We start from the raw sequence: 18,138 nt of genomic DNA, 5'->3' as shown, positions 1-18,138 counted from the left end.
TGCTTTTTAAGTTTTTTATATAATATAAAACTGCTAATTTAATTTTTCAGCTTATCTAGTAATTGAATTCATTAACTGGAAGAAGTATTCAGGCTTATAAGTCTTATTTAGGTTATACCATGAATGTAACGTATCTGGTGCAAATACATCAATTTTTTTCAATACTTCCATTGCAAATTCCAGAGGAGCTACTCCTGATGCAGTAATCAAATTTTCATCACATACTGCAGGTTCCATCTTATAAAGTTGTTCTCCTTTATAATTAGGACAAACCATTTTAATATATTCTAAATCATTGCTTGTATGTTTTCTAGAATCTAGGTATCCAAAATTCGCTAACCCCTCAGTTGCACCACAAATGGCAGCAACAATAGTGCCGAGTTTTAACGCTTCACCAATTTTTTTTAAGATAGGGTGATGAATGCTTTCCCCCCAAGTAGTCCCTCCAGGTAAAACTAAAAGATCGTTACTCTCAAGAGTACATTCATCCAGGGAAATATCTGGCTTTATGCTTAGTCCTCCCATCGTAGTAATAATTTCATTATTAGCTCCTACTGTAACTACCTTTAAAGGGGCTAACTCTTTTTTGAAATATCTTCCTGAGTTTAGTTCTGCAATTAAATGTCCATATTCCCAGTCTGACATCGTATTAAATACATAAAGATAAACTTTTTTTGTTTGCATACAATAACACTCCAATCACAATTGAGTTTTTCAAAAAAATATTAATAAATAAATTTTACAATATTTATCATTTGAATTTAACCTATTTCCTTAAGAATTCTTTAAAAAATAATTTGGATACTTTATTTGAAGGTATGGTTTACGAATTAAACAACCTTCAAAAAATATAATAGTTGAAATTTGTTGGTTTTAGAATGAAGAAATTAGGCTCAATATACCAACTTAATTATTCATAATTGAGTTGTGGTATAATTTACATACAGGGGGAAAGTAGATGACACAACATAAAGAAGAGCAAATGAATGAGGCATTAGCATTATTTTACTTTGCATATAAAACTTTTACAGAAAAACCAGATGAAATAATAAAAGAGTATAGTATACAGCGTGTACATCATAGAATTCTGTTTTTTATCGCTCGTTTTCCAGGGCTTAGTGTAAATGAACTGCTATCACTTTTAGAAATAAGTAAACAAGCTCTTCACGGACCGTTGCGCCAACTGTTAGATAAAGGACTTATTGAGAGTAATGAAGCTGCACATGATCGTCGTGTGAAACAGCTGTCTTTAACAGAAGAAGGAACAGACTTAGAGAAAAAACTGAGCGATGTTCAAAGAGAACAAATGGGAGCTATTTTCTCACAGTTTGGCGAATCATGTGAAGAAAATTGGCATCAAGTTATGAATGAAATGGCAAATAGCCGTTCAGGATTTGATGCATGGACGTCTAAGCGTGAAATACCAGTAGAATAAAAGATAGAAACAGTATCTTGTTTTGTAGTTTGAAAAATCATAAATTTTTATCTGTATATTTGGCAACTATGGATAAAAAATTCACATTGCCAAAAACTTTATATGTGTACGTATTGAAATTTTAAAATTCATATTTCCGAGAGGGGAATTATAATGATAAAACTTGTACTCATTCGTCACGGACAAAGTTTGTGGAATCTTGAAAATCGATTTACAGGATGGACAGATGTGGATTTATCAAAGAATGGATTAAGTGAAGCGAGAGAAGCAGGAACAATATTAAAAAAGAATGGATATACATTTGATGTTGCGTATACCTCGGTACTAAAACGAGCAATTCGTACATTATGGATTGTACTGCATGAAATGGATCTCACTTGGGTCCCTATACATAACTCATGGAAGTTGAATGAACGCCATTATGGTGCACTACAAGGATTGAATAAAGACGAAACTGCAAAAAAATATGGAGATGAACAAGTTCATATTTGGAGAAGAAGTATAGATGTGAGACCGCCTGCACTTACCGAAGATGATCCTCGATATGAGGCGAACAATCCAAGATATAAAACGTTAAAAAAAGATGAATTCCCATTGACTGAATGTTTAGAGGATACGGAGAAAAGAGTAGTTGATTATTGGCATTCAGAAATTGCACCGTCATTAAAAAGTGGTGAGAAAGTAATTATTTCATCGCACGGTAATACAATTCGTTCGCTAGTGAAATACTTAGACAACCTTTCAAGTGATGGTGTGGTTTCATTAAATATTCCAACTAGCATTCCGCTTGTTTATGAGTTAGATGAAAAATTACGTCCGATTCGTCATTATTACTTAAGTATGGATGGAGAAGTACCTGAAGGGGAAATTCCGAAACATATTTCTTTTTAACATGAAAATTTGAAACACATGCTTGTCTACATATACAATGTAGATTCATGATAAAGGGAAACTTTAATCAGTGGAGGGTGTTCATCCCGCACTGATTATTAGCCTTCACCAATCGGGCTTTTATGGGCAGTTGATCCCTCACCTAACGTCTTTGCTTTCGCTGAATTTTGAGGTGGGGGGGTCTTACTGCCCGTTAATGCGGGATAAAAGACGTGGCCTGCTTCTAATGTATATGCGATGTTGCTAACTTTAGAAGGTTGTCCACGTCTTTTGTCATAAAGAGAGCTGTTTGTGCATGTAATGGTATCGTGAGTAGTTTTGGAATGGAGGGTGATGTGATTGACGATCTCTAACATTCGAATTGGCTTATTTATTTTAGCAATCGTCTTTATTGTTCTTGTTTTCTTTTATTGGAGAAATGAAGAGTTGTACGAGGAGAAGAAACAACGAATTCGAAAAACGTGGTACGGTTTGTTCATAACATCAGTCACAGTTTATTTCACGATAAAAGGAATAGATTTAACCCTCTGGAAAAATCTTTTAATGTTTACTGCGATGGTAATTTTCGTTGATATTGCATTCATTTTGACACCAAATATTTCAGAAATATGGGGCGCAAAATTCAGCGATATTGGAAAGACGGTCCAATCAATTAAAAGGTCATTAATTGCTTCAAAAGCAAGAGGAGAAATATATACGACAATTATTCAAAATGTGAATCCAACAGCCTTTGGCACAATGGAATGGCATACGGAAGAGGAATATACAAAAAGCTTAAACACATTTTTAGATTCATATGGGGAAAAGATTGGTGCGAAAATTGTTGTATTTGAAGCGGTGAAGGAATTAAATACAAACTTTCGTGGTATCCGCTCTCAATTTAGTATTATTGTTCCATTAGAACACATCGAGCAATTGAATGAGCAGAAAGCGGTGCAAGTAGAAAATGTCGGAATTATACCAGCAAAAATAGTTAGTGATGTTTTCATTGTTATTGATGGGAAGAAAAATAACCTTCAAGATCGAGATTTTGAAAATGTATATAATTTAACAATTCATCATAGTTATTTTAGTAAATAAGGACAGAATCTTTTTCTGTCCTTTTCACCTATACATAAAGGGAGAACAAATTCAGACAAGCTTGTATAAAATTGGACAATCATTCCTACACTAGCACGTAGAGGTGATTGTAGTGATAAAAGATTATGACAATGATTTTTTTAAAGAAGATAATGAAGATACAACAGATTTCTCTTTAATAAAAGGAGATACTTTGCAGCAAGTAGAAGAGTTAGAAGAAGAATTAAAAAGAAAATGATACGTGTACACTCTGTCTGCATTTGCTATATAATATAAATAAAAGGTTGTATCTTTTTGAAAAGGGGGAGAAGAGATGGCAGAAGTAAATGCTCAAAAATCTTCGTTTTTTAAAACTAAAAAAGAAGAATCAAATACAGATTTCTCTCTTGTGAAAGGTGCATTAACAGAAAATATAAATCGTTTAGAAAAACTTATGGATAGTAATAGTTCGAAATATGCTCGAGTGAAAAAAATAAAGGAAAATGCATAAGAGCATTTTCCTTTATTTTTTATTTTACATTAAACTTTTCTTTTACTTTTAAAGGTAAATCCGCTTTTTGAATTTCTTCATAGGATTTTACTTCAATCGATGATATTTCATTTTTATCTTTATTTTCTTGGACTACATAAATGCACAAAAATGCCTTTTCATTTAATTTTTGATCGTTTGATTGTTTTTTACTTCTAAATGTAATTTGTTTTCTTACTCCATCTTCATCATATGCCGGCAATGTGTAGTTCCGTAAGTTTCTACCTTCTATCTTTTCAATAAACCCTTCACCTTTTATCTGTACGTAATATACATCCTTACCGATTCTATTTAGAGAAGCTCTTTCACACCCGATAGTTAAGTTACAAAATAATAAACTTAGTGTAATGACAGATAAAAATTTTTTCATTTTCATTATCTCCTTTAAATTATGTATTTAAAGTATACGGTTATTTTTTTAATAGAAAAATCGATTTTGATTACAGCACTCTTACAATCTTGTAAGAGTATAGCTTATTTACACTAAATTAAAAAATATGAGGATGGAATGAATAGGTTATAATGAATTTTTGAAATCTTAAAATAAAAGTAAAATAATGAATCATGGTATAATAATAAAGGACGTACATATTATTTTGTCAATTGGAGAGGAGCTTAAAAATGTATTCTACTTTAGAACAATTAACAAAGCACCCTGTATTTTATCATTTTGCAGAAATTTCAAAGATTCCTAGAGGATCAGGTAATGAAAAAGAAATTAGTGATTACTTAGTGAGTTTCGCAAAGGAACGTAATTTAGAAGTTATTCAAGACGAAGCGTTAAATGTCATTATAAAAAAAGAAGCTACTTCTGGTTATGAGAATGTTCCAGCTATTATCATTCAGGGGCACTCTGATATGGTGTGTGAAAAAAACCAAGCGACAGTTCATGATTTTGAGAAAGATCCAATTGAATTAAGAATTATTGGAGATATGTTATATGCAAACGAAACTACTTTAGGTGCTGATAATGGTATTGCCGTTGCATATGCATTAGCATTATTGGATTCAACAGACATCCCGCATCCAGCTTTAGAAGTTGTTATTACAACTGAAGAAGAAACGACAATGGGAGGTGCATTCGCTGTTGATTCAAATCATTTTGACGGAAAAATATTTATTAATATTGATTCTGAAGAAGATCATAAATTACTAGTGAGTAGCGCAGGTGGTGCGAAAGCAGTTGAAACGATTTCAGTGATTTGGGATGAAGCGTCAGTAGATATGGACACATACCGACTATATGTTGGGGGACTTAAAGGTGGACATTCTGGTTTGGAAATTGATAAACAACGCGGTAATGCGAATAAAGTATTAGGACGAGTTTTACGTGATTTATCACTTCACATTCAGTTTAATATGAGTGAAGTTCATGGCGGCTTAAAAACAAATGCAATTCCGCGTGAAAGTGTAGCTACAATTTTATTACGTGCAGAAGATGTACAGCAAGTAGAAGAAAAACTAAAATCATGGACACGTATGTTACAAGAAGAGCTACGTGCTGTTGATCCGGATGTTCATGTTTCACTTACAAAAGTAGAAGAAAAGGCGGAAAAAGTCTTTTCTAAAGAAACACAAAAACAGCTTATTTCTTCATTATTCTTAATTCCAAATGGTATACAAAGTATGAGCATGGATATTAAAGGTCTTGTAGAAAGCTCAACTAATTTAGGAGTTATTCAAACACTGCAAGATGAGATTAAATTACGAAGCGAAGTGAGAAGTTCTGTAAGTAGTTTAAAACAACATATTGTAGATGAAATTAAGTATATTGCGGAATTAGTAGGGGCAACATTTGAAAAAGAGTCTGAATATCCAGAGTGGCCATATAATCCTAATTCGCCTATCCGTAATTTATTCGAAAAAGTGCACCAAGAAAAATACAGCAAAGATGCTGAAATCTTCGCAGTACATGCAGGAATTGAGTGCAGTGTATTTGTTCAAAAAATGCCTGAGTTAGATGCTATTTCATTCGGTCCAGATATCTTTAATGTTCACACTCCAGATGAACATATTAGTATTTCTTCTGTTGTGAATAATTGGGGATTTTTCGTTGATGTAATGCAGGGAACGAAAGAATTAGCTAAGTAATAAAAGACGGAATAAAAAGCAGCCTAAATTTATAGGTTGCTTTTTTGTATAGAATTTTATGTGAAGCAAAATAATGGCCAAGAAATTTACCTATTGTTGATTTAAAATAAAGTTTGATAAAAAGATCTATTTTGCAGAGTATCTCTTTCTTCAACAATCGGGCCATTTAATTGAATAAGACTACACAAAAAGTCGCTTTCCCTTACCTAAGGAAAGCGACTTTTTAGATTGGTTTTCCCCTTATTATCAAGCTTTTTACTTTAAGTTCCTTTGACTAATAAGGTTTACTTCAGTAAAATAAGGTATATTATATTTGTTGAATAGATTCTCTTTAAAGACAAGAAAAGTAGGTGAATAAAGTGGGGAAATATCAATTGGATTACAAAGGTCAGGCAGCTGTGGCAAAGTTTCATGAAAAACAGACGCCTGCCAAATTTGATAAAAAGCAGCAACTTGAAAAATTGCGTGCGGAGTATTTGAAAAAGAAGCAAAAACAAACAGATAAATAATACGTTATGTTTTTCTTTATGTAATGCAAACAAACACAAGAAAATAGGTAAGTTATTCATCGTTCAAATATATACAGGCTATTTTTTCAAACCTCTTACTTAATGAACTAAAAAGTCGATTCCTTGAGATGGAAATCGGCTTTTTTAATAAGTGACATTTCCTTAGCGTTGTAAATCCGCATTTTCCTGACGCTACCCCAAGAAGTAATTGAGGATAATGTATCTACCACAGTCGGGCGCTTTAATTGAGTAAGGTTCACAAAAATCATCAAACTTTTCTATTCGCTCTTTTATCAAGGTTTATTAAGTTAATTTAATCAAACTTTATTCTAAAGCTACACCTATGTAAAAGTGCTGCTGTAATATTATATCCTCTTGATAAGGAGAAAGTATTACTACACAAGTGTCATGTGAATTTCATGTACCGTAATTTAAATAAAAAAATAAAGAGTTTCAAAAAAATATAAAATGGTTTTCTTGTCCGCATTCTCGGATTTATTATAACTTGGTTAATTTGACTTGTGTAATTATATTTGGTATGAGTCTAGCAAATGGTGCAAATATAGTAATTTTTGAAAAGAGACCGACAGACCCTGTCAAGTAGATAATAAGAAAACGGCTAAGCTACCAGTGTGTTTCGATATTTAATCGGGGCGCACTGGTTTTATTTTTTTGTAAATGTGGAACAAATGTATTACTTAGATTGTCTATTAAGTGTAATCCTAAAAAATATGAAAGTACGGATCATTTTGAAAAATACAAGGGTATTAAAAATAGGGATGTGTGTGGGAATACTAAGTGTCAGTGCGCCTAAAAGGGTGTGATGAGATGGTCTATATGAAAGCGATCCTAATGTCTTATATGTATATAGAATTTGATAACACTGTCTATTTTTTGGAGGATTATGTTAAAATAACGTTTTTTTGAGCACAAAGATATTGGAGGTAACAGAAGTGAAAGGTATGTTTTACAAGAGATTTATTGCAATAGGAACAGTGCTTACACTATTTTGTAGCATGGTTGTTACATCTGGAAGAGCATCAGCGGAAACAGTCCCTGTTTTAGACGTAGAAGCAGGATCAGCAATTTTAGTAGAAGCAAATTCCGGAAAAATTTTATATCAAAAAAATGCAGATGAATTATTAGCAATTGCTAGTATGACAAAAATGATGAGTGAATACTTAGTTCATGAAGCGGTGGATAAAGGAAAACTTAAATGGGATCAAAAAGTTAAAATTTCTGAATATGCATATAAGATTTCGCAAGATCGCTCATTATCAAACGTTCCATTAGAAAATGGTGGCTCTTATACGGTCAAAGAGTTATATGAGGCAATGGTAATTTACTCTGCAAACGGTGCAACAATTGCTTTAGCTGAAGAGATTGCTGGAAAAGAAGTCAATTTCGTGAAAATGATGAACGATAAATCAAAAGAGTTTGGAATGAAAAATTATAAATTTGTAAACTCTACAGGTTTAACAAACCATGATTTAAAAGGACATCACCCAGAAGGGACAACTCCAGACGAGAAAAATAAAATGTCCGCAAGAGATTGTGCGATTTTAGCACAACGTCTTATTCAAGATTTCCCGAAAATATTAGATACAGCAAAAATCCCTAAAAAAACATTCCAAAAGGGTGGCAAGTATCCGATTGATATGACGAACTTTAACTGGATGTTAAAAGGCTTAATTAAGCAATACGAAGGTGTAGATGGGTTAAAAACAGGAACTACTCCAGAAGCCGGAGATTGTTTTACTGGTACAGTAGAAAAAAACGGTATGCGTCTAATCTCTGTAGTTATAAAAGCAAACTCTCATACAGCACGTTTTGATGAAACAAAGAAATTATATGATTATGGATTTGCAAATTTTGAAGTGAAGAAGGTCTATGGAAAAGATTCAGTAGTAAAAGGTCATGAAACAGTGCGAGTAGCAAATGCAAAGGACAAAGATGTGGTTGTTCAAACGAAGCAAGCTGTTTCACTTCCAATGCCAAAGGGCAACAAAGATGTTTATAAAAAAGAATTTAAAGTATCGAATAAAGAACAAGAAGCGCCTATTAAAAAAGATGTAACAATTAGTAAAATGACTATATCACCTAAAGATAGTACAGATCCTGGATTTTTATCAGGTAAATCATTACAAGTAGACCTTGTAACAAAATCTGAAGTAGAACAAGCAAATTGGTTTACACGTTTAATGCGCGAAATAGGATCTTTCTTTAGCGGTATGTGGAATAGTGCGGTTGATATAGTAAAAGGCTAACTTTGTAGGATAAAACTAAATATTAGCCTGAAATAAAAGGTTTCAAAGTATTATAGATTTTTATGTGGATGGCTTGGAATGGAAGATTGCATTAATTCTCAAATCTGGTTCTTCGGAACTTTCGGTATTGCAATCAAGCTAAGATAAATTTGTATCCATATAATCAAAAAACGCTATTCTTTTTGTAGAAATATACAGAAAGGATGGCGTTTATTATGAATTGTTCGATTCAAAGGGTTCTGGTGCAAGGCTAGTTTAATAAAGTTACATGATGAAAAAACATTCATTATTCCATCAAGTGACAATTAAAATCGATACCTGGTACTTATTTCTGTTATTAACTTTTATAAAAATTTAATAAAATCTTTTCTTTCTATTAAATATTTTGTTTTAAATTATTTATATAAAGAAATGGAGGCCAGAAAATGAATTTTTTAAAGAAATTTAAGTATCTCTTTATAGCGTGTATCCCTATGTATATAGTTATTCTTTAATTTCAATCGAATAAAAAAGCAAGGTATTCGAGAAAAAAGTACGGTACCATACAGAGAAAACGCTCTCCCATACAAAAGTAAATTGTACCGAAAGTGATAAAAGCGAATGTTATATGGAGGGAACCCCCTAATAATTTCACCTGAAAATCGGTAATTAATGAAACAAACAATAACAAAATGATACATGATTACGAGTTAATATCCCCAAAAGATAGGATTACTAGTGACAATCTTTGATACTGACAAGTGAGGTGACGTCGATGAGAGGGACATTAATAAAAAGTGGAGTATTTATTTTAGTTTTAACAGGAGGGCTATATCTTACAAAATACGCATATGACCATCATACTAACCGAGTTAAAGTAAGAGACACGATTCAACAAATATCAATAGAGCATGGTATACCACCATGGATTCCTTTATCTATTGCATTCCATGAAAGTAAGTTTGATCAAAATGCAGTCGGAGATCAGGGCACATCATTTGGACTGTTTCAGCTCCATCGAGGTGGACTAGCACCTAAAGATTTAACGAACGAAGATTTGAAAAATATAGAAACGAATACCCGAATTGCAATATCTAATATGAAAAATGCATATAACCGTGGTTTACAGCAAAATTTAAAAGGACAAGAACTATTAAAACATGTTGCTAATACCTCAGGGTGGCCTGGGAATAAGGGTGTTCAATGGACAAATAAGCAGACAGACTATAACGAGGGTTTAGAAAACAGTTTTAAAATGTTTTCTAAACGACAATACGATTTTATAGAATGAAATTTCTTTTTTCTTTCTATTATTATATAACTTATGCCTAAATAAGAAAGTTCCCTTATACAGATACATAGATTGACTTTGTACTGCTTATATTAGGAATTTAAAGAAACAATATGTATAATTCTCCCACTACTATAGTATAGTGGCCTTTATTAACAGCAAAATCTACAATTTACAAGGAGAACAATTTATGAGTAAGAGAATAAAAGAATTAGATTCCATACGAGGGTTAGCGGCACTGACAGTGGTATTTGGACACTTTTGTTTAATGCTACCATCGTTGCCTAATTCTATTAAATTTTCCCCGCTTAGGTTTTTATGGGCTGGCGGGGAAGCTGTAATCGTTTTTTATGTACTCAGTGGTTTTGTGTTATCTATGGCACTTTATCATTCAAAAACAAATTATTGGGGATATTTAATTAAGCGATTTGTACGAATCTATATCCCTTATTATTTTTGGATAATCATTACCTTTGCTTTATTTATTTTGTTCTCGCCGTATGAAGTGGCTGGACTACGGGATTGGTTCTATGATAGGTGGCAAGGGTCTATAACAAAAATAGATATTATAAACCATCTGGTGCTTCTTAATAACTTTTTTACGGAAAATTATAATCCAGTTATCTGGTCATTGGCTCAAGAAATGCGTATATCTATTGTGTTTCCGTTGTTATTCCTTCTTTTTTATAAACTGAGTTGGAAGAAAACGATACTATTTGCTTTGAGCTTTTCTTTAATTAGTGTTTTCCTTAATATGTTGCATATAGGGAAAGCAGAGGGATTTTATAATGGTTATGCCGATACACTGCATTTCACATCGATGTTTATGGTTGGAATGTTACTTTTTAAGCATCAGGAAAAGCTTATCTACTTATATAGGAATATGAAAAAATTTAATAAAGGATTTCTTATTGCATTAGGGATTATTCTATATTTATATTCCATTTTAATTTATGGTTTTTCCCGTAATGATACTACTTTCTTATTAAAAGATTGGGGTGTCGTAATCGGTGTTAGTATATTTATAATAATGGCCATGAGTAACCTAAAAGTGAAAGCATTTTTAAATAAGAGTGTATTTGTATACTTAGGAGAAATTTCATACAGTATCTATTTGTGTCATTTTCCAATCATGATGGTACTATTTAAACTTTTGTATACAAAGATACCTATCTTTTTCCTTCTTGCTTTGTGTATTTCACTGACAATACTTTTTTCTATAGTTTCGTATCATTTAATTGAAAAGAAATGTATCAACTGGGCAAAACAAGGAACAACAAATTTTCGAAAAAAAGTGTAATGCTTGAAGGAATTTTATTTCTTTAGTAAATATACGAATATGACCGATTCCTAAGTATATTAGGAATCGGTCAATTACGGATTCTATATAAATATACTAAAATGGAACAAATTTTTAATTTTATACTTAACTCCAAAAATCCTCTTACTAAAGAGAATCTTCGTAACGTTTTTCCAGACATAGCCGAAAGTACAATTAGTAAAACGCTAGTTTCCTTGTAGCTGCTTGGTCAAATAAAGCTGGTTTCAAGAGGAAGAAATGCTCAATGTATACAGGTTTAATTCTGTATTAATAATTATTAGGGGTAACAACACATCGCTATCTATATCTAAAATGTTATATAAAACTATTGAATATTTTATTCGTAAAAACAGAGGTGTAAAATGAATTTTATTTCCGAACTACTTGTTACCTTTGCAATTCCTACAATACAACTCACATTCTTGTTACTACTCATTTTTGTTTTTAGCTACTTTGTAGTATACAAAAAGGTATGTAAAGGAGGGGGGGAATTTACCGTACAACAAGTTATATTGTTTATATTGATAATAGGATATTATTCCCTTGTATTATCAGCTACTTCATTTGGTCGTCCAGATGATATAACTTTTGCAAGAACAATTGACTTTGATGTACTTAGTGTTTATAAAAAAGCATGGAATACCTTTTCATTTTCTTCTTTTTTCCATATCATTGTGAATATAGGTATGCTTTTTCCGTTAGGAATTTTATTACCTTTATTTAGTAATGTTTTTCAAAAAACAAAATGGATGTTAATCAGCTCAATTATAGCAAGTTTATTGATTGAAATCCTTGAATTTACAATGCAACGTGGAAGTATGGAACTAGCCGATTTACTTCATAATACTTTAGGAATGATGCTAGGATATTCTATGTTAAATATAGTTCTTATATTGTTGAAGAAAAAAGAAACAGATACACAAATGACCAAATATTTATTTCTTCCGATTACAGTAAGTTTTGTTGCACTTGGAATAATGATTTCGTATCAAATGAAGGAATTTGGGAATATGCCTTTAGATCCCATTACAAAAACAGACATGACTGATGTCACTATAAAAACATCAATAGAGTTAAAAGACGAAGGTAATAAAATGCCTGTTTACAAAGAGGAAATTACAAAAATGCCTAATGACAATGAGCCAGTTACAAAAAAATCACATATTCGAGATGTCGAAATTCTGTCTCCCAAAGAAGTATTTCAAAAACTAAAACAAGGAGACTTTGATCCTATAATATCTTTCAAAGCAGGTGATACATTAGTCATTACAGATTATAATATAGATTACTACGCTGATACAAAAGGCTTTTCTCAACCTATATATGTTTTTCAAGTACGCTTAAATGATAATGGGAAAGATAGTTGGTCTCAACCTATTTCTGCGAGAAGATAACGTAGATTTTCATGTTTTTGTTCATGTGAAATAGTTTAATCGAGTTGTCTTGCTCATTTGAAAAATCTCCTATGGAATTTAATTGAAATTGAAAAACATTTAAGAAGAACAATTACGCTGTGGGCTATTGTATAGTGTAGATATGAATAACAAAAAAGGGGGACTATATATGTGGAAGCGATTTGTAGCGGTTGGTGATAGTTTTACAGAGGGGATAGGGGATGAAATTGAGGGAATAGCATTAAAAAGCTGGGTAGATCATTTTGTTCAACTGTGTGTAGATGATTTAAAATATGCTAATTTTGCAAAACGTGGGTTAGTAACTAAAGAAATTCGCTCACAGCAATTGGAACAGGCATTAACTTTTAATCCAGATTTGGTTAGTCTAATTGCAGGTGCAAACGATGTTTTAAAAGGACGTTGGAATCATCATGCATATAAGAACGATATGGAATTTATGATAGATACATTAAGTAAAGCAGGTGCTGATATTATTATAGCAAACCTTCCAGATTTTACTGTTAGGCTTCCATTTCCATCTGAAAAAAAACAAGTATTAAAAGAACAATTATTAGAGGCAAATGAAGTTATACTTTCACTGAGTAGAGAGTATAAGCTTCATCATGTTGACTTTTGGAATCATCATTTAGTTAATGACAATACGCTTTGGTCTACGGATTTAATTCATCCAAACTCAAAAGGATATGTAAAAGTTGCTGAATTGATTTTTAGTAGTTTGCCTGTACATGACTCTTTTAAATAAGCTGTAGAATGACCTAAACTCCTGTCGCATGCTGTACAGGGGTTTTTGGTGCGAAAAAGAAGGATATAGAGTGCCTATAAATTATACTTTAAGTAATTCTTTTTATTGTTTATATTTTTGTTATTTTCTGTTGCAGAATCCTTAGTATAAGGATTCTTTTTTTGTATCAATAATCTATAAAGAAAAAAGATGAAATTGGCGAAAATGAACTAAAAGGTATTTTAAATGAATTGTTAAAACAACACTAATAATGATAACGTTCGCTAAATATATTCGTCGTTTGTAAGAATCTTAAAATCTTCCCTTTTTGAATGCAGCTTAACCATAAATTTAATTTTTTTGTAAATGTGGAACTATTTCATTACTTACACTGTCTATTAAGCGTTAAAACATTTTTTATTTAACATATTTAGAAAGGAATAATCATTTTTAATTAAGGGAGAAGATTGAATTGAAAAAAATATGGATGCTGCTTTTCTTTTGTTTTGGAGTTATGTTGGTAGGATGCAATAAAGATGAGCCGCCAAAACAAGCATTTGAAGAATATATCAATTTATGGAATGATAAAAAATTTACAAATATGTATGATTATTTATCAGAACATGCAAAAAAAACGATTTCTAAAAAGGAGTTCACAGAGAAATATCAAAAAATTTATGAGGGTATTGGAGTTAAGAATTTAAAAATTAAAACGAAAGGAGAGAATACTAAAGATAAAGAACTTTTTCTTTTTGAAGTTAATATGGATACGGATGGAGGAACAGTTTCATTCATCCATGAAGCAAAACTCGTGAAAGATAAAGATAAGGAATCTTGGAAAATAGATTGGACACCAGACTTCATTTTCCCAGGTATGAAAAAAGATTACAAAGTACGTATGCAAACAGAGCAAGGAAAACGCGGAGAAATATATGATCGAAATGGAAAAGGGCTTGCAACGAATGGAAAAGCGACTGAGGTTGGAATTATTCCAGAGAAACTAGGTGAAACGGCAGCGCAAACGAAAGAAATAGTAGCACAATTACTTGATATGTCTATAGAAGAGGTCGATCAAAAGCTCGCAGCGAAATGGATAAAACCAGATTCCCTTGTACCAATTGGTATTTTAAAAGAGGGAACCAGACAGAATGATTATATTGAATTAGAAGGAGTTTCATCTCGCCCAGTAAATATTCGTACGTATCCATTAGGAGAAGCAGCGGCACACTTAACGGGATATATAGGAAAGGTAAATGCAGAGGAGTTAAAATCGCTTCAAAAAAAAGGTTATCAAGCAGATGATTTAGTGGGTAAGACAGGTTTAGAGAAAGTATTAGAGAATAAATTGCGTGGTGAAAAGGGTGGACGCGTATTTATGGAAGATGAGAACGGGAAAGAGATTAAAAATGTAGCAAAACAAGAAGCAAAACAAGGGGAAAATGTTACGTTAACTATTGATGCTGTAATTCAAGAAAAAATCTTTAATGAGATGAAAAATGAAGCAGGATCTAGTGCAGCGGTCAATCCTAAAACGGGTGAAACAATCGCACTTGTAAGTAGCCCTGCTTATAATCCAAATACAATAGTTAGAGGAGCATCAAAAGCTCAACGGGAAGCATGGAATAATGACTCGAAACTGCCAATGATGAATCGCTTCACACAAGCATTTGTACCAGGTTCCGTATTTAAAACGATAACAGGTGCAATTGGTTTGGAAACAAACACAATAAATCCTAAGGAAGAATTTAAAATTCAAGGATTAAAGTGGACAAAAGATTCATCTTGGGGAAATTATTATGTAACACGTGTGAAGGATGCTAGTCCAGTTGATTTTGATAAGGCAATGAAGTACTCTGATAATATTTATTTTGCTCAACAAGCTTTGAAAATAGGAAAAGATCAGTATGTAAATGAATTTAAGAAATACGGATTTCATGAAAAATTACCAATTGAATACGAATTCCCTATTTCAATCATTGCAAAAGATGGGATAAAAAATGATATTCAACTAGCAGACACGGGGTACGGACAAGGACAAGTATTAATGACACCTCTTCATTTAGCATTGACTTATGCACCGATTGTCAATGAGGGTAACATTCCGTCACCGCATCTTATAAAAAAAACAAAAGAAGCGGGAAATTGGAAAGAAAATGTGATTTCTACCAAGAATCAAGAGATATTAAAAAGTGCGTTAATAAAGGTTATTAATGATCCTGATGGTGCTGGGAGAATTGCTAAAGTTGATGGTGTAACTCTCGCTGGTAAGACAGGTACAGCAGAACTGAAAGAATCGAAAGAAGCAGAGGGTAAAGAACTTGGATGGTTTGCAGCTTTCGATGCAAGCGCGCCAAACATGATTGTTACCATGATGATTGAAGATGTAAAAGGAAGAGGCGGGAGCAACGTTCCAGGTGAAAAAATAAAACATGTTTTTCAGAAATAATACTTAATTAGAAGGTGAAATCTTCTACTAAATTTATTATATGTTTGCTTAACTCAAAGGTATAAATTGGGCAAAATAAAGAACAATAAAGTTTCAAAAAAGCATTCTTTCTAATCGAGAATGCTTTTTCTATTTTGTTGTGGCTCTAGAAAGTTGATACCTCATCATATTCATTATTTAAATCAAATTCTATGGTTTCGAATGTAATTTTCGAAATAGTATTTGCAAGTACGGGCTGATTAGTAGTTTGAATAGTCCTAAATGCTGATTTAAAACCAGAGAGTTCAGTCGGAAGTGTAGAACTGATTGGGCCAGGGGCTAATGCAGCTGATGATAAAAAACTTGTTCATTTTTATTTCCATATCTGAAATCTTGGCATTTCTAATAGTAAAAATAAGAGTAGAACAAATTGAAATGAATAAGTGAGGGTAATTTTAAACTTTAACAAAACAGCTATTTAGTAAAAAATAAATAGAGCACACAAATAAGTATGATCTTGGAAAAAATAGGTGATATAAGTGGAGTGTTTCATGAAATCCAAAAAATCGTAATCAGATTTTTATGAGTAAATTTTTAATATTGTATGCTTTACTTGTTTTTTAGGAGCCTGTCACTGAAGAGAATGTATAGATGAAATATCTAACAACATTTATTTCCCACCTTTACATTTTTAAAGAAGGAGTCTTCTATCGAAAAAAAGATAAACAATGGAACAAATGAAACTTGTATCATGTCTATATATTGAAACCATATTAAAAGTGAGGGCAGCTTTATGTTTATTCAAATAAGTTTGAGGTGTGGAAATGGAACAGAAGTTTATTGAAAAATGTAATCATGATGAGCTTGACTATGTTATAAAAGACTATTGGCAAGATGTATGGAATTATTCATTTATTATTACGAAAGATCCACACTTATCAGATGACATCACACAAGATGTATTTATTAAGGTTTTTAAACATTGGAATTCGTTTCGAAAGGAGTCATCTATTAAAACGTGGATATTAAAAATTACAAGAAATACGGCAATAAACTATTTGAAATCCTCTTATTTTAAAAGGATATCTTTAGTGGGATTTTTTAGTGACGATAAGCAATCTCCATCGGCAGAACAAGAATTTTTTAATCAAGAGGAAATGAATGATGTGTGGGATGTTGTATTAAAACTACCTAAAAAACACCGCGAAATACTAATATTGGACGCGAAATATGAATTATCTTATGAAGAAATGGCTGAAACATTAGGTGTATCCATTGGAACAGTCAAATCTAGGTTAAGCAGAGCAAGAAGTAAAGTTTCAAAATTAATAGGGGAGGGTAGAAGTGATGAACAGTAAAAAAAATCCTGACTGGTATAGCAAATTAAAAAATGGACCAATGGAGCGTCGTAAAGATGAAGAAGCATTTATTTATAAAATAAAGCAATCGATATACCAAAATAGTGAAGTAGATTCTGTAACATACAAGAGACCATTTCGTAAAAAAGCATTGCCTATTGTAGTTGTTTTGGTTTGTACAATGTTATTTTTTATTGTTCAACAACCTTGGCTTGATGATAATAAATCACCGGTACAAAGTAGTACTCAAATTAAGCCGAAAACAAAAGATGAGTCTGCTCAAGATCCATCATTAAAACAATTTATGAATGAGTTATATCGAAGTACAAATTCAAAAAATGAAAATGATTTGTATAGAGCATTAAATGATGAAGTTATATTTAAAGGGAAGAGTTATAAGAAGGATGAATTGAAGTTTGATGAAGATATTTTTCATGAGTTGCAAGTCGCTCTTACAAACGGGGGAGAATTTGCAAATGATACAAAAAAAGTATACAAAGTACCAAGTGGATTTACAGAAAGTAACCAATCAAAGCAAGCGCATTTTATATATGCAACGGTTACTGGAAATAAAACAAAAATTTTAGCTGAACCAAAACGAGAATCACAAGTTTTATATGAAATATCTAATGAAATGGTAAAAGCTTGGATTCCAGAAAAAGTACAAAATGATGGATATATAAAAATATCGACAATTAACGGTAATACTGGATATGTGCAAAAAGAGTATGTTTTAACTGATATTAAGTATTCATTTATGCTCGAAAAGAATGATAATGGTGAATGGAAAATAATAAATATAGATTCTATATGGTAAAAGAGGAAG

17 protein-coding genes and 1 pseudogene are annotated in these 18,138 nt (G+C 31.9%); 16 read left to right on the top strand and 2 right to left on the bottom strand.

The annotated features are described in order from the left end of the window. Positions 1-51: 51 nt before the first annotated feature. Positions 52-684 (bottom strand): type 1 glutamine amidotransferase family protein, encoded by a 633-nt coding sequence (locus B5P42_RS20145; RefSeq protein ID WP_002017047.1) that lies wholly within the window; start codon positions 682-684, stop codon positions 52-54. A 274-nt stretch (positions 685-958) separates the two neighbouring features. On the opposite strand from B5P42_RS20145, the gene B5P42_RS20140 reads away from it, so the two are divergent. From B5P42_RS20140 to spoIISB, 5 genes are all read left to right on the top strand, one after another. Beyond that, positions 959-1,435, top strand: coding sequence for a MarR family winged helix-turn-helix transcriptional regulator (locus B5P42_RS20140; RefSeq protein WP_002017049.1), 477 nt, complete (start codon positions 959-961; stop codon positions 1,433-1,435). A gap of 153 nt (positions 1,436-1,588) precedes the next feature. After that, positions 1,589-2,326: a 2,3-diphosphoglycerate-dependent phosphoglycerate mutase gene (gpmA, locus tag B5P42_RS20135; protein ID WP_002032137.1), complete on the top strand. Its 738-nt coding sequence runs from the start codon at positions 1,589-1,591 to the stop codon at positions 2,324-2,326. Between the two features lie 339 nt (positions 2,327-2,665). Next, positions 2,666-3,406, top strand: a complete 741-nt coding sequence (locus B5P42_RS20125) for a type II toxin-antitoxin system SpoIISA family toxin (protein WP_002032139.1) — start codon at positions 2,666-2,668, stop codon at positions 3,404-3,406. 112 nt (positions 3,407-3,518) lie between these two features. After that, a complete protein-coding gene (locus B5P42_RS20120) occupies positions 3,519-3,644 on the top strand; it encodes a hypothetical protein (protein ID WP_000588712.1) in 126 nt (41 codons plus the stop codon). Between the two features lie 75 nt (positions 3,645-3,719). Continuing rightward, entirely contained in the window at positions 3,720-3,896 is a 177-nt protein-coding gene (spoIISB, locus tag B5P42_RS32085) for a stage II sporulation protein SB (protein WP_002017052.1), read from the top strand. 19 nt (positions 3,897-3,915) lie between these two features. On the opposite strand, the gene B5P42_RS20115 is transcribed toward spoIISB, so the two are convergent. Then, entirely contained in the window at positions 3,916-4,305 is a 390-nt protein-coding gene (locus B5P42_RS20115) for a YxeA family protein (protein ID WP_113735032.1), read from the bottom strand. 251 nt (positions 4,306-4,556) lie between these two features. On the opposite strand from B5P42_RS20115, the gene B5P42_RS20110 reads away from it, so the two are divergent. The 11 genes and pseudogenes from B5P42_RS20110 to B5P42_RS20065 all read left to right on the top strand — a co-directional run bounded on the left by B5P42_RS20110 (position 4,557) and on the right by B5P42_RS20065 (position 18,129). Further along, positions 4,557-6,026, top strand: coding sequence for an aminoacyl-histidine dipeptidase (locus B5P42_RS20110; RefSeq protein WP_016102002.1), 1,470 nt, complete (start codon positions 4,557-4,559; stop codon positions 6,024-6,026). Between the two features lie 359 nt (positions 6,027-6,385). Beyond that, positions 6,386-6,535, top strand: coding sequence for a hypothetical protein (locus B5P42_RS32080; protein ID WP_002069316.1), 150 nt, complete (start codon positions 6,386-6,388; stop codon positions 6,533-6,535). A gap of 953 nt (positions 6,536-7,488) precedes the next feature. Beyond that, the gene (locus B5P42_RS20100) at positions 7,489-8,802 is read left to right on the top strand and encodes a D-alanyl-D-alanine carboxypeptidase family protein (protein ID WP_107888184.1); all 1,314 of its coding nucleotides are present in this window, start codon (positions 7,489-7,491) and stop codon (positions 8,800-8,802) included. Between the two features lie 754 nt (positions 8,803-9,556). Continuing rightward, positions 9,557-10,072, top strand: coding sequence for a transglycosylase SLT domain-containing protein (locus tag B5P42_RS20095; RefSeq protein ID WP_002127445.1), 516 nt, complete (start codon positions 9,557-9,559; stop codon positions 10,070-10,072). A gap of 142 nt (positions 10,073-10,214) precedes the next feature. Continuing rightward, entirely contained in the window at positions 10,215-11,372 is a 1,158-nt protein-coding gene (locus B5P42_RS20090; protein WP_113735031.1) for an acyltransferase family protein, read from the top strand. Positions 11,373-11,461: 89 nt separating this feature from the next. Then, positions 11,462-11,593: pseudogene (locus B5P42_RS32835) on the top strand (Fic family protein); the annotation flags it as partial. A gap of 162 nt (positions 11,594-11,755) precedes the next feature. Beyond that, complete coding sequence (locus B5P42_RS20085) at positions 11,756-12,787, top strand: VanZ family protein (RefSeq protein WP_044440859.1); 1,032 nt, start codon at positions 11,756-11,758, stop codon at positions 12,785-12,787. A 169-nt stretch (positions 12,788-12,956) separates the two neighbouring features. Beyond that, positions 12,957-13,550 carry an SGNH/GDSL hydrolase family protein gene (locus B5P42_RS20080; RefSeq protein WP_113735030.1) on the top strand — a complete coding sequence of 198 codons (594 nt, stop codon included), beginning with the start codon at positions 12,957-12,959 and terminating at the stop codon, positions 13,548-13,550. 451 nt (positions 13,551-14,001) lie between these two features. Next, positions 14,002-15,975 (top strand): penicillin-binding transpeptidase domain-containing protein, encoded by a 1,974-nt coding sequence (locus tag B5P42_RS20075; RefSeq protein ID WP_113735029.1) that lies wholly within the window; start codon positions 14,002-14,004, stop codon positions 15,973-15,975. An 803-nt stretch (positions 15,976-16,778) separates the two neighbouring features. Beyond that, positions 16,779-17,312 (top strand): RNA polymerase sigma factor, encoded by a 534-nt coding sequence (locus B5P42_RS20070; protein ID WP_002127457.1) that lies wholly within the window; start codon positions 16,779-16,781, stop codon positions 17,310-17,312. Next, the gene (locus B5P42_RS20065) at positions 17,302-18,129 is read left to right on the top strand and encodes an SH3 domain-containing protein (protein ID WP_113735028.1); all 828 of its coding nucleotides are present in this window, start codon (positions 17,302-17,304) and stop codon (positions 18,127-18,129) included. The genes B5P42_RS20070 and B5P42_RS20065 overlap by 11 nt, the downstream gene beginning before the upstream one ends. Positions 18,130-18,138: the final 9 nt, after the last annotated feature.

This window comes from Bacillus sp. SRB_331 (assembly GCF_003264175.1).
Taxonomy (GTDB): domain Bacteria; phylum Bacillota; class Bacilli; order Bacillales; family Bacillaceae_G; genus Bacillus_A; species Bacillus_A mycoides.
This window is presented reverse-complemented; position numbering and strand designations above follow the sequence as displayed.